The sequence below is a fragment of the Actinoplanes rectilineatus genome, from assembly GCF_000962825.1.
Taxonomy (GTDB): Bacteria; Actinomycetota; Actinomycetes; order Mycobacteriales; family Micromonosporaceae; genus Actinoplanes; species Actinoplanes rectilineatus.
The window spans coordinates 88,992-101,695 of the sequence record NZ_JZKF01000009.1; the positions used below are offsets into that span (position 1 = coordinate 88,992).

General features: G+C 71.5%; 10 protein-coding genes. 4 read left to right on the forward strand and 6 right to left on the reverse strand.

Annotated features, from left to right (window positions below; translation table 11 throughout):
• Nucleotides 1–73: 73 nt before the first annotated feature.
• Nucleotides 74–2,056, forward strand: coding sequence for a hybrid sensor histidine kinase/response regulator (locus WH85_RS09885; RefSeq protein WP_045741453.1), 1,983 nt, complete (start codon nt 74–76; stop codon nt 2,054–2,056).
• A 9-nt stretch (nt 2,057–2,065) separates the two neighbouring features.
• Here WH85_RS09885 and WH85_RS09890 read toward each other — a convergent pair whose 3' ends face one another.
• Nucleotides 2,066–3,055, reverse strand: a complete 990-nt coding sequence (locus tag WH85_RS09890) for an LLM class F420-dependent oxidoreductase (protein WP_245673875.1) — start codon at nt 3,053–3,055, stop codon at nt 2,066–2,068.
• A 113-nt stretch (nt 3,056–3,168) separates the two neighbouring features.
• Here WH85_RS09890 and WH85_RS09895 point away from each other — a divergent pair, with 113 nt between their 5' ends.
• From WH85_RS09895 to WH85_RS09905, 3 genes are read left to right on the forward strand one after another with little or no spacing between them, the layout of a single operon-like run.
• Nucleotides 3,169–3,978 carry an ATP-binding cassette domain-containing protein gene (locus tag WH85_RS09895; RefSeq protein ID WP_063775479.1) on the forward strand — a complete coding sequence of 270 codons (810 nt, stop codon included), beginning with the start codon at nt 3,169–3,171 and terminating at the stop codon, nt 3,976–3,978.
• The gene (locus WH85_RS09900; protein WP_045741455.1) at nt 3,978–6,107 is read left to right on the forward strand and encodes a YhgE/Pip domain-containing protein; all 2,130 of its coding nucleotides are present in this window, start codon (nt 3,978–3,980) and stop codon (nt 6,105–6,107) included. The genes WH85_RS09895 and WH85_RS09900 overlap by 1 nt, the downstream gene beginning before the upstream one ends.
• A 9-nt stretch (nt 6,108–6,116) precedes the next feature.
• Nucleotides 6,117–6,725, forward strand: coding sequence for a TetR/AcrR family transcriptional regulator (locus tag WH85_RS09905; RefSeq protein WP_045741456.1), 609 nt, complete (start codon nt 6,117–6,119; stop codon nt 6,723–6,725).
• Between the two features lie 1,281 nt (nt 6,726–8,006).
• On the opposite strand, the gene WH85_RS09910 is transcribed toward WH85_RS09905, so the two are convergent.
• From WH85_RS09910 to WH85_RS09930, 5 genes are all read right to left on the reverse strand, one after another.
• Nucleotides 8,007–9,062: an ABC transporter permease gene (locus WH85_RS09910; RefSeq protein WP_045741457.1), complete on the reverse strand. Its 1,056-nt coding sequence runs from the start codon at nt 9,060–9,062 to the stop codon at nt 8,007–8,009.
• Nucleotides 9,059–9,991, reverse strand: a complete 933-nt coding sequence (locus WH85_RS09915) for an ABC transporter ATP-binding protein (protein WP_045741458.1) — start codon at nt 9,989–9,991, stop codon at nt 9,059–9,061. Before WH85_RS09915 ends, WH85_RS09910 begins: the two co-directional genes overlap by 4 nt.
• A 50-nt stretch (nt 9,992–10,041) precedes the next feature.
• On the reverse strand, nt 10,042–10,863 hold the full coding sequence (locus WH85_RS53985; RefSeq protein ID WP_045741459.1) for a response regulator: 822 nt from the start codon (nt 10,861–10,863) through the stop codon (nt 10,042–10,044).
• A complete protein-coding gene (locus WH85_RS09925; protein WP_045741460.1) occupies nt 10,860–12,116 on the reverse strand; it encodes a sensor histidine kinase in 1,257 nt (418 codons plus the stop codon). The genes WH85_RS53985 and WH85_RS09925 overlap by 4 nt, the downstream gene beginning before the upstream one ends.
• Before the next feature lie 98 nt (nt 12,117–12,214).
• Nucleotides 12,215–12,610, reverse strand: coding sequence for a MerR family transcriptional regulator (locus WH85_RS09930; RefSeq protein WP_425394627.1), 396 nt, complete (start codon nt 12,608–12,610; stop codon nt 12,215–12,217).
• Nucleotides 12,611–12,704 lie beyond the last annotated feature (94 nt).

Here is a 12,704-nt window from a genome sequence, read left to right on the forward strand (position 1 = left end):
GCCTGCCACGGCCCGTCCGGTCGCGTTCGGCGAGCGGCTGAGAAGCGCGGACGGCCGACCTAGGCTGGAGAAGGTGAGCGCACCGTCCGACGCCGTGGTGATCGGCCTCCTCGAAGCGGCTCCGGACGCGATCATCGGCGTCGACCGGGACGGCCGGATCACCGTCGTCAACGCGCAGACCGTTCGCATGTTCGGATACGAACGGCACGAGCTGATCGGCGAGCCGATCGAGATGCTGGTGCCGCACCGCTTCCGGCCGCGGCACCCGGCCCACCGGCGTGACTACCTGATCGACCCGCAGCCACGGGCGATGGGGGCCGGCGTACCCCTGGCCGCGCTGCGCAAGGACGGCAGCGAGTTCCCCGCCGAGATCAGCCTGTCGGCGCTGGCCTCCGAGGACATGGTGGTCGCGGCGGTCCGTGACGTCAGCGACCGGATCCGGCGGGAGGCGAAGTTCCAGGGTCTGCTGGAGGCCGCCCCGGACGCCATCGTCGGCGTCGCCGGGGACGGCCGGATCACCCTGGTCAACGCGCAGGCAGAACGGCTGTTCGGCTATCCGCGCAGCGAACTCCTCGGCCTGCCGATCGAGACGCTGGTGCCGGATTCGGCGCGCACCCGGCACCCCGGCCACCGGCACCGGTACTTCGCCGACCCGGAACCCCGGCCGATGGGCTCCGGCAGCCAGCTCAGCGGGCGGCGGAGGGACGGCAGCGAGTTCCCGGCCGAGATCAGCCTGTCCGCGCTGGAGACCGAGGACGGACTGATCGTGTCCGCGGCGATCCGCGACGTCTCGGAACGGATCGAGGCGGCCGCCGAACGCCAGCGGATGGAAGCCGAACACCAGCGCCTCGCGGCGGTCGCCGAACGGGAACGCCTGGAGGCGCAACTGCACCAGGCACAGCGACTGGAGAGCCTGGGCCAGCTGGCCGGCGGGGTGGCACACGACTTCAACAACCTGCTCGCGGTGATGCTGAACTACACCACGCTGGTCGCCGACCTGCTTGAGGAGGCGGCCGCGGACGACCCGGGCGGCTCCTGGTCGCAGGCGGCCGGCGACCTGCAACAGGTGCTCCGGGCCGGGCAGCGGGCGACCGAACTGACCCATCAGCTGCTGGCCTTCGGCCGCCGCGAGGTGGTCCGACCTCGGGTCCTCGACCTCAACGTCGTCATCCGCGAAGTGGAACAGCTCCTGTTGCGTACGCTCGGCGAACACATCCGGCTGCACGCCGAACTGGACCCGGGCCTGCGTCCGGTACTGGCCGACCCCGGGCAGATCGAACAGGTGCTGCTGAACCTGGCGGTCAACGCGCGGGACGCGATGCCGGGCGGCGGGACGCTCACCGTGCACACCGGCAACCACGTGGTGGGCCAGGGCGGCGACCAGTCGATGCGCCCGGCCGCCCCACCCGGCCGGTACGTGCGGCTGCGCGTCGCGGACACCGGCGTCGGCATCCCCGCCGACGTGCTGGAACGCGTCTTCGAACCGTTCTTCACCACGAAACCGGCGGGCGAGGGCACCGGTCTGGGCCTGGCCACCGTCTACGGCATCGTCACGCAGGCCGGCGGGTACGCGAACCTGCACTCCACGGTCGGCGCCGGCACCACGTTCGTCGCGTTGCTGCCGGTGACCCACGAGGTGGCCGCGGCGACCGCCCAGCCGTCCGCGCCGCAGCAGCTGAAACGGGGCGGCGAGACGATCCTGGTGGTGGAGGACGAGGCCGCCCTGCGCGCGGTCACCGAACGGATCCTGACCCGTAACGGCTATCAGGTGCTGACCGCGAGCAGCGGGCCCGAGGCGATCAAGGCGGTCGAGGACCGGCATCTGCACATCGACCTGCTGCTGACCGATGTGATCATGCCGCACATGCACGGTCAGCAGCTGGCCGAGGAGATCCGCCGGGTCCGGCCGGAGTTGCCGGTGGTCTTCATGTCCGGGTACGCCCAGCCGTTCATCACCGGCGAGGGCACTCTCGAACCGCACACCATCCTGATCACCAAGCCGTTCAGTCAGCCGGAGTTGCTGGATCGTCTGCGGGACGCGTTGGACGGGATCTGAGGCCCGTTCTCACGTCGTCGTGGGACCGAGCGCGGTGATCAGCTCCAGCAGGGCGGGCAGGCCGTGGCGGTCCAGCTCCGGCGTCGGGGTCAGCGCCATGATCGGCACGGTCACACCGGCGTCCGCGTAGGCGCGCACCCGGTCGCGGCACTGCTCCGGCGAACCGTGCACGATCAGCTCGTCGACGAGCGCGTCCGGGATCGCGGCGAGCGCACCCTTGCGGTCGCCGGCCGCCCACGCCTGCCACATCGGGGTGAGCGCCTCCCCGCGGCCGAGCCAGCGGTGGAACGCCGCGTAGGCCGGGACGGTCAGATAGGACGTGATCAGGCGTCGGCCCACGGTGCGTGCCCAGGCGGCGTCCTCGGTCGGGATCAGGAAGATCCGGGTGGCCACCTCGAAGCCCGGCCCGGCCTCCTTGGTCTCGGCGAGCGCGGTGGGCACGTCGGACGCGGCCAGCCAGTTCAGGATCACGCCGTCGGCCTCGGCCGCGGCCAGCCGGAGCATGCCGGGGCGCAGCGCGGCGAGCATGAGCCGCGGCGGGACGGCCGGCGGGCGTTCCAGCCGGAACCGCTTGACCGTGAACGTCGCGAAAGCCTCGTCGACCTGCTCACCGGCGAGCGCGGCGCGCAGAAGGCGCAGCATGTCGCGGCTGCGGTCGAGCGGGCGATCGAAATCGGTCGCGTTCCAGTCGCCGACGACGACCGGTGAGGACGCGCCGATGCCGAGTTGGAAACGGCCGGGCGCGGTTTCGGCGAGGGCGGCGGCGGTCATCGCGAGCAGGCCCGGTCCGCGGGTGAAGACCGGGGCGATGGCGGTGCCCAGGCTCAGCCGGGGTTCCCAGGCGGCGGCCAGGGTGAGCGGGGTGAACCCGTCGGTGCCGTTCACCTCCGCGGACCACACGTCGGTGAAACCCGCGTCGGCCAGGGCCGTGTAGACGGCGGCGTGATCGGCGAGCGGAACGCCACTGAGCGGCACGGTCATGCCCCATCGCATCGACATGTCCCCGATCCTGCCGGTACGCCGGGCGTGATGTCCACCACCTCGGCAGGGCCGGACGACCTTTCGTGGGTATGTTTCTGCACTGACCAGTCAGTCTAAAAAGGGAGACCGCCATGTCGGTGCTCACCGCGACCGGTGCCGGCGTGCGACACCACCGCCGCTGGCTCCTGCGGGACCTGACCCTGACGGTCCAGCCCGGACAGACCGTCGCGATCATCGGCCCACCGGGCAGCGGGCGCACCACCGCGCTACTCGCCCTGGCGAGACGGCTGCGGCTCAACGCCGGCACGATCCAGCTGACGGGTACGGCGGAACTCGGTCACGTTCCCGGCGTGACAGAGCCGGAACCCGTGCTGACGGTCCTCGAACACGTCCAGGAACGACTGGCGCTGCTCGGCCGGCCGGGCCTGCGCGGGCTCCTCACCGGGGCCGGTGCGGACGCCGCCGGGGTGCCACTGCACGGGCTCGACCCGGCGATGCGGGGACGGGACCTGTCGCCGTACCAGCGCCAGGTGCTCGGCGTGGTGCTGGCGGGACTGAGCCGGCCGTCGGTGCTGGCCCTCGACGGGGTGGACGCGGGACTCGATGCGGCGGAACGGGACGACCTGTGGCGGCTGCTCGGCACGGTCACGGCCGGTGGGGTGGCGGTACTGGTGACGGCCCGGGAACTGGAGCCGGGACGGGCGGCCGCGACGGTCACGCTCGACGATCCGCGTCTCGGGGAGCCGGGCCGGGCGGTCGTCGAATGGTCCGGCCCGGAGTCCGCATCCGGAACGGATCCGACGGACGTTCTGACAGATCTGCGAGCGGGTCAAGACCTGGGGCAGGCCGAGACGGTCGAGTTGCTGGTCACTGCCGGCCGCGTACAAGAAAAAACAGACACCGAGGGTGACGCCCCCACATCGAAGGACGAGGCACAGTGATGGGCGCATTGTCGCTTGCCGGCTGGGAACTGCGGCGCTTCCTGCGCGGGAAGCTGACCGCCGCGGCGCTCGCGGTGCTGGCAGTGGTGCCGTTGTTGTACGGGGCGCTGTACCTGTACGCGTTCTGGGACCCCTACGGCCGTCTCGATCACATCCCGGCGGCGCTGGTGATGCAGGACCAGCCGGCCGAGACCGAGGACGGCGAAACGGTGCACGCCGGGCAGGACCTGGCCGACGAACTGATCGACCGCGAGATCTTCGACTGGCACGTGGTGGACGCGGCGGACGCCTCGGCGGGGCTGACCGACGGCACCTACCAGATCGAGCTGAGCATCCCGGCGGACTTCTCGTCCCGGCTGGCCGGAGCACCGACCGCCGGGCAGAAGGCGCAGACCGCGCAGCTCGACGCGGTCAGCGACGACGCGACGAACTACCTCTCCGGGGTCTTCGCCCGGACCGCCTTCGACGAGGTCCGCGCGGCCGCGGCAGCCAGCGCGTCGGCGAAGTACTACGACAAGATGCTGATCGGATTCACCGACCTGCGGACCGAGACCGAGAAGGCGGCCGACGGCGCGGACCAGCTGCACGACGGCGCCGACCAGGCGGAGGACGGCGCGGACACACTGGCCGGTGGCCTGGACTCGGCGCACACCGGAGCCGGGCAACTCGCCACCGGACTGAACCGGGCCGGCACCGGCGCGGACGCCCTGGCAGACGGGCTGGAACAACTCGACGAGGGCGCGGCGCAGCTGGCGACGGGCACCGCGCAAGCCGCACGCGGCGGCCGGAAACTGGCCGACACGGTGGACGCGGCAGCCGACCGGATCGAACCGGTACTGCGGAACAACGCGGAGACCATCGCGGACGCGGCGGACCAGGTCGCCACCGGCGCGGCCACGCTCGCCGACAACATCGGGGCGGTCACGGACGCCGCGGACAAGACGGTGACCGACGCGCGGAAACTGCGGGACTACCTGGACGGACTGCCGGACGACACCCCCGGGATCGCCGCGGCACGGCAACTCGCGGACCGGCTGCTCACCGACGCGACGGCCATCCGCGACCGGATCGACGCCGCCGACCTGACGTCGCTGCGCACCGACCTGCAGGCCGTCGCCCGGAACGCACGGAAGATCGCCGACGCGGCCCCGCACCTGGCCGACGACGTGGCGGCCGCCCGCACCTCCGTCGACGACCTCGCCGACGGGCTGGACAGCATCGCCACCGGTGCCGCCGAGCTGAAATCGGGCACGGCCGAGGCGGTCACCGGCGCGACCTCGCTGAAGAACGGCATCTACCGGCTGTCGAGCGGCGCCCGGGAACTGAACGGTGGACTGTCCGAACTCTCCACCGGCGGGCACCGACTGGCCTCCGGCCTGACCGACCTGACCGGCGGCGCGGGACGACTCGCCGACGGACTCGCCGACGGGGCCGCGCAGATCCCCTCCTACGACGACTCCTCGGACCGCGCCGGAGTGCTCGCCGACCCGGTGGCCCTCAACCGGCAGGTCCGCAACCCCGCCGGCACCTACGGCGTGGGGTTCGCGCCCTACTTCCTGGCCCTCGCGCTCTGGGTCGGCGCAATGATCAACTACATGCTGCTGCGGCCGATCAACCGCCGCTACCTGATGGCCGGACACCCGCTGCGGGTCGCCCTGGCCGGACTGCTTCCCGGCGTGGTGATGGGGGCCGTCCAGGCGACACTGCTCTACGCGGTGGTGCACCTCGGACTGGGACTCGACCCGGTCCACCCGTGGGCGACCTGGGCGCTGATGGTCGGCACCGGCACCGTGTTCGCCGCGGTGATGCAACTGCTGGGGGCACTACTCGGACCGGCCGGCCGCGTCGCCGCCCTCGTCCTGCTGATGCTCCAGTTGACGTCGTCCGGCGGCACCTACCCGGTCCAGACCACGCCGTGGATCTTCCAGGCGGTCCACCCGCTCCTGCCCATGACGTACGTGGTGGAAGCGTTACGCCACGCGGTCGACGGTGGTCCCGTGACGACGATCGTGCACGCGGCCGTGGTCCTGGCCGGGTTCGGGGCGGGCGCGTTCACGCTGACGGTCGCCACCGCGGGCCGCAAACGGCGGATGCGTACCGCGGACCTCCACCCCGAGCTGGTCCTTTAGGGTTCTGTCGTGGCTTCTTCCGCGGGCTCCCCCTCCGACGGCCGCTCCCGGCGGCGGCGGGACACACGTCAGAGGTTGTACGAGGCGGCCGTGGAACTGATCGCCGAACAGGGCTTCTCGGCGACCACGGTGGACGACATCGCGCTGCGGGCCAAGGTGGCGAAAGGAACGGTCTACTACAACTTCACCTCGAAGACGGAGCTGTTCGAAGAGCTGCTCCGGCACGGGGTCGGCCTGCTGACGGCCTCCTTCCGCGACGCGGTCGAAGGGTTGCCGCCGCGGGAGGCGGTGCGGGCGTTGGTGCGGGCCCAGTTGGAGTACATCCAGAAATATCGGTCTTTTGCGCAATTATTGTTGTCGGAGATGTGGCGCACCAACCGGGAGTGGCAGCAGACCCTGATCCTCCTGCGCTCCGAAGCGATCGAGGTGATCGCCTCCACCGTCCGGGCCGGCGTCGAGTCCGGCGAACTCCCCGCCGACCTGGACGTGCAGGTGGCGTCGTCGGCGCTGTTCGGCGTCGGCCTGGTGGTGGCCGTCGACTGGCTGGTCTTCCAGCCCGACCGCCCCATCGAGGACGTCGAGGAGTCCTTGCTGGCCATAGTCCGCCGAGTAGCCTGACCGGTCTCCCTCACTGGCGGCCGCTCTCGACTCACGCCTCCGCACCGCGGCATCGGACTCTTCCTCGCAGCCGCAGCCGCAGCCGCAGCCGCAGCCGCAGCCGCAGCCGCCGGCCGAGTCGTTCCGGCCGTCGTCCACGGTCCGTCTACAGGCCCGGTTCGACCGTGGGCGACGGCCGGGCGACCCCGAGCCGTTGTTGGCGGCTGTTTTCCGTCCGCCGAGCAGCCGTGGGCGACGGCTTGGAAGGCTCGGCCGTAGGTCACGGTTGGTTCCGCCGGTCTGCGTCGACCGTGTGCGGCGGCTGGCGACACGGCAACGGGCACGTCCACGTGAGTAGTAGGCGGGCCGTTGTGTGTCGTCGGCCGTGCATGGCCTTCGCCGTTCCTGGCAGCGGCGTTACGCAGGTCGGTTGTCGCGTTTTGCGAGTTGGCAGCCGTGGGTGACGGCCGGGCGACCCCGAGCCGTTGTTGGCGGCTGTTTTCCGTCCGCCGAGCAGCCGTGGGCGACGGCTGGGCGGGCTCGGCCGTGGGGCACGGTCCGTTTTCGTGCTGGAGTCGACCGTGGGCGACGGCTGGGCGGGCTCGGCCGTGGGGCACGGTCCGTTTTCGTGCTGGAGTCGACCATCACCGACGGCTGGGCGACCTTCAGCCGTCGGTGATGGTTGTCTGCGTTGCGGGAGAGCCGTGGACAACGGCTGGGGTGACTGACGTGCCACTCGGGCCGTGTTGACCTTGGGGGGAGTGCTGGGACTAAGGAGGTGCGGGCCTACAGACGTGCGGGCCTACGGACGTGCGGACGTGCGGACGTGCGGACGTGCGGACGTGCGGACGTGCGGGCTTGCGGACGTGCGGGCTTGCGGGCCTGCGGGCCTGCGGGCCTGCGGGCCCGCGGAGTGGAAGACCTGACGGCGGCCCGACGAGAGGGTGAGTGACTGGGCTGGCAAGAGGCCGGCCGACGAGCGGCCAGGTGGACGAACGAGCGTTCGTGTAGACGGGCGACCTGGTGGACGAGCGGGCTGCGGCGGAGAGCGGCCGGGGAGCGAACGGCTGTGACCAGGCGAGTGGACATCTGGCGGCGTGCAACCGGGCGAGTGGACGTGCGACCGGGCGAGTGGACGTGTGGCGGCGTGCGACCGGATGGGTGGACGTACGACCGGGTGGGTGGACGTGCGGCGAGTGGGCGGGCGGTGTGGCGGCGAGCGGGCGGGAGCGAGGGGAGTGCGGGCGGGGAGCTGGCCGGCAAGGGTGGCTCCCCGCCGTTGCGGGTGCCGGGAGGAACGGGTCAGGTGTTGCGCCAGGCTGTGGCGAGGGACGTGCGGCCGTTGGTGCGGAGCAGGGAGTTCTGGTAGATGCGGGCCCCGACCGCCAACGTTGCCGCAGCCGTCAGCAGGAGCAGCAGCAAGGCGATCACCGGTTCCCACGGGGCTGCCTCGCCGGTGAAGAGGCGGATCGGCATGGCCACCGGGGCGGAGAACGGGATGTAGGAGAGGACCGTCATCGCGGCCTCGTTCGACTGGACGCTCAGGACCACGAAGAACGGGATCATTATGAGCATCTGGACCGGGGTCGAGGTGCCGTTCACGTCCTCCTGGCGGGCGGCCAGGGCGCCCACCGCGGCCCAGAGCGCGGCCAGCGCGACGAAGCCGACCAGGAAGAACGGCAGGAACCAGCCGACGGCGGGGATCACGGCGCTGATCAGGGTGGTGTCCACGCCTGCGGTGCGCATGCCGATGACGGCGGCCGCCAGGAGCAGGGCCAGCTGGCCGAACGCCAGCAGGGTCATCGCGGCGACCTTGCCGATCAGCAGGGCACGGACGGGGACGCTGGAGACCAGGATCTCGACGACGCGGGTCTGCTTCTCCTCGGTGACGCTCATCGCGATCTGCACGCCGAACAGCAGCGTCGTCATGAAGAACAGGAACGAGATCGCGAACGGGACGATGAAACGGGCGACCGGGTCGACGTCGTCCGGGTCGAGTAGTTGCACCGGGGGCGCGGTGCTCAGGGCGCCGACCACGTCGCCGGGGGTCTCGTCGAGGGCCAGGACGCGCGGGCCGTCGACCACGGCGGCGTCCACGTCGCCGGAGCGGACCAGCTGTTCGGCGGTGGCCTCGTCGGGGACGGTGCGGACGTCCAGGCCGGCCTGCTCGAGGACAGCGGCGGTCGGTGCGCCGACCACGGCGACCCGGGTGGCTCCGCCGTCGAACAAACTCGGCAGGACGGTGCCGCCGACGGCGAACAGGAGCAGGAACACCGTACTGAAGAGGAAGGTCTTGTCCCTGATCTTGACCTTGATCTCGCGGGCCATGACCAGTCGGGTGGCGGCGAACGTGGTCACTGGATCACCTCTCGGAAGATCTCGGCCAGCGTGGGGCGGACCGGGGTGAAGGCACGGACCGGGCCGCGGGTGAGGGCGGCGCTCAGCACCTGCTGGTCGTCGACGCCGGTGGCCAGGTCGAAGACGGCATGCCGGCCGTCCAGGTCGACCAGGGTCACGCCGGGCTGGTCACGCAACCAGCCCGCGTCGCCGTCCACCTCGATCCGGAAACGCGGCAGGGTGTACGCCTCGCGAAGCGCCGCCCGTGCCCCGGCGGCCCGGATCGTCCCGTCCGCGATGATCACCAGGTCGTCGCAGAGGCGTTCGACCAGGTCGAGCTGGTGGCTGGAGAAGAGGACCGCGGCGCCGGCCGCGGCACGTTCGCGCAGGACGGCGAGGACGGTGTCGACCGCGATCGGGTCGAGGCCGGAGAACGGCTCGTCGAGGACCAGCAGCTCGGGGTCGTGCACGAGGGCGGCGGCGATCTGCGCCCGCTGCTGGTTGCCCAGGGAGAGGCGCTCGACGTGGTCGTCGGCGCGGGCCGCCAGGTCGAGGCGTTCGAGCAGCGTGCCGGTGTTGCGCCGGGCGTCGGCGGCGCTCATGCCGTGCAGCCGGCCCAGGTAGATCACCTGTTCGGCGACGGACATCTTGGGGTAGAGGCCGCGCTCCTCGGGCATGTATCCGAAACGCTGCCGGACCGGCCGGGTCAGCGGTGCGCCCCGCCAGGTGACCGCTCCTGCGTCGGCGTCGAGGACCCCGAGGATGATCCGCATCGTGGTGGTCTTGCCGGCGCCGTTCGCGCCGACGAAACCGGTGAGCCGGCCGGACTGCACGGTGAAGGTCACGTCCTTGAGGACCTGACGGTCGCCGAACGATCGGTCCAGAGCCTCGACATTCAAAGCCGTGGCCTCATCCAGAGACGGGGCTTCGACATTCAGGACCGTAGTCATGGGCCCAACGCTAGTTTTCCTCGGACTCCGTGTCGTCCGGCTCGGGGATGTCATCCCTGAGTAGGACGCACCACCCCCAGCTCGTACGCGAGAACGACGGCCTGTGTCCGGTCCCGTGCCCCGAGCTTGGTCAGTACCCGGCTGACGTGTGTCTTGACGGTCGTCTCGCCGAGGTGCAACGCCGTGGCGATCTCCGCGTTGCTGGCGCCCCCGGCCAGCGCGACCAGCACCTCGTGCTCGCGCGGGGTCAGGTCGCCGAGGCGAGTGCCCGGGGTCAGGTCGCCGAGGCGAGTGCCCGGGGTCAGATCGCCGAGGCGAGTGCCGGGGTTCGGGTCGCCGAGGCGAGCACCCGGGCCCAGGTCGCCGAGGCGAGCGTCCGAGCTCAGGTCGCCCGGGCGAGCGTCCGGGTTCGGGTCGCCCAGGCGGCCGGTCGGTTCGGGAGCACGTGGCCGTGGCGTGGTGAACTCCGCGATCACCCGCCGGGTCACCGACGGGGCGAGCAGCGCGTCTCCGGCGGCGATCACGCGTACCGCCTCGGTCAGGGCCTCCGGGGTGCCGTTCTTCAGCAGGAATCCGCTGGCCCCGGCCCGTAGCGCCGCGAACAGATAGTCGTCGCGGTCGAACGTGGTGAGGATCAGCACCGACGGCCCGTCCGCGGCGGTGATCCGGCGGGTGGCCTCCAGCCCGTCCAGGACCGGCATCTCCACGTCCATCAGGACCACGTCGGGTCGCAGGTCGAGGGCGAGTTCGACGGCCCGCAGACCGTCGGACGCCTCACCGACCACGGTGATGTCGTCCTCCATCTCGAGGATGACCCGGAATCCGGAGCGGACCAGCTGGTGGTCGTCGGCGAGGAGGACGGTGACGGTCACTGCCGGCCGGCCAGGGGGAGGCGGGCCCGGACCCGGAAGCCCGGTTCCCGGGTACGCGGACCGTACTCCAGGGCGCCGTCGTGCACAGCGACACGTTCCCGCATGCCGATCAGTCCCATGCCACCGGTGCCGGCGGGTGCGGCCCGGCCGTCGTCGGCCACGTCCAGTTCGATCTCGTCGCGGAGGTAGCGGATCCGGATGTCCAGTGCGGTGGCTCCGGCGTGCTTCAACGTGTTGGTCACGGCTTCCTGGACGATGCGGTAGGCGGCCTGGGACAGCGAATCCGGCAGCGGCGCCGCGTCACCATAGATTCCGAAGTCGACGGTCAAGCCGGATTCGCGAGCGCGGTCGACGATCTCCGGCACCCGGTCGATGCCGGCCGACGGCCCGGGTGCGGCTCCGGCCGACGACCGCAACGCCCCCAGCATCCTGCGCAACTCGTCCACCGCGGTCCGCGCCCCCTCTTCGACGGCCGCCAGCGCGGTCCGTGCCTTCGGTGAGGACGGATCCCTCTCCAGGGCGCGGCGCGCCGCCGACGCCTGGATCCCCATCACCGACACGTGATGGGCGACCACGTCGTGCAGTTCCCGGGCGATGCGTACCCGTTCGTCCACCGCGGCACGCTCGGCCACCAGTTCCTGCGCGGCCCGCAAGGCGGAGGCCTGCTCCTCGATCCGGTGCCGGTGCCGGGCGTTGGTCCACACCGCGTCGCCCATCAGGTGGACGAAGGCGAAGTACGCGATGTTGAGGATGAACGTGTTGAGGATGAGCGACCACACCGCGGGCAGTTCGCCGGACGACCGTTCGATGGTGATGTCACCGAACGAGATCACGAACGAGACGACCAGGTAGGCGAACATCACCGCGATGATGCCGGCGCGGACCACGCGTACCCGGGAACGGTCCTGACCCCACGCACCCAGCGTGTAGATGGCCGCGAACAGCACCCCCGAGGTGATCTGCTGCTCCTGCGCGCCGCGCCACTGCGCGCCGAGGTAGGCGGCCGAGACGACCACCGCGACGATCTCCGGCTGACTCCGCCGCCAGGCCAGCGGCAGGACCGTGGCCAGCACCCAGGCGAGTTGTTCGGGCAGTCCGGGCACGCCGTCGTGGCCGAGGATGCCGGCGCTGCGGGCCAGGAACAGGTTGAGGACGGCGGCGGCGGTGACGGCGAGGGCGATCGCGGCGTCGGCGCGCCGCTGCCGGGCGGTCGGGCCGGGACGCCGCCACTGTCCGGCGTGCGGGGCTGCCATCCGGTGACGATGTCATGTGTGGTCGGTGGCGGCCATCCCGGGAGAGGTGACGATGTCATGCGTGGTCTGCGGAGGCCATCCCGGGAGAGGTGACGATGTCACGCGTGGTCGGTGGCGGCCATCCCGGGCGTGACGCCGGGTGGCGTACGTCGCGTCTGGGTGGGGATGCGGGCGTCCTCGCCGGGGCCGAGCCGGCCGCCGAGTTCGCGGATGTGCCGGTGCGCCGCGGCGAGCCGGTCCTCCAGGGTGACGATCCGGCAGGCGGCGGCGAGCAGGAAACCCTCGTCGAGCAGCACCCGGACCCGGGCGGCGAGGTCGAGTTGGTGACGGGAGTAGCGGCGGTGGCCGCCGTGTGAGCGTTCCGGCTCGATCAGGCCGGTCCCGTCGAGGCTGCGCAGGAAGGCCGGGGTGACGCCGATCATCGCGGCGGCGCGGCCCATGGTGAATGCGGGAAGGTCGGGGTCCGGCTTCGCGGGCATGATCCCCTTACTCACAACATGATCCAGGGCCCCGGCGGGTAACCGGGGCCCTGGCTTTTCAATTCTTGTGCCGAGCAATCTCGGCGCATGTGGTCGACAGGCTGCGTGC

Excerpts from the sequence above, each read along its gene's own strand:
- WH85_RS09890 (WP_245673875.1), bottom strand. The coding sequence starts at position 3,055 with ATGTCGATGCGATGGGGCATGACCGTGCCGCTCAGTGGCGTTCCGCTC.
- WH85_RS09895 (WP_063775479.1), top strand. The coding sequence starts at position 3,169 with ATGTCGGTGCTCACCGCGACCGGTGCCGGCGTGCGACACCACCGCCGC.
- WH85_RS09900 (WP_045741455.1), top strand. The coding sequence starts at position 3,978 with ATGGGCGCATTGTCGCTTGCCGGCTGGGAACTGCGGCGCTTCCTGCGC.
- WH85_RS09915 (WP_045741458.1), bottom strand. The coding sequence starts at position 9,991 with ATGACTACGGTCCTGAATGTCGAAGCCCCGTCTCTGGATGAGGCCACG.
- WH85_RS09925 (WP_045741460.1), bottom strand. The coding sequence starts at position 12,116 with ATGGCAGCCCCGCACGCCGGACAGTGGCGGCGTCCCGGCCCGACCGCC.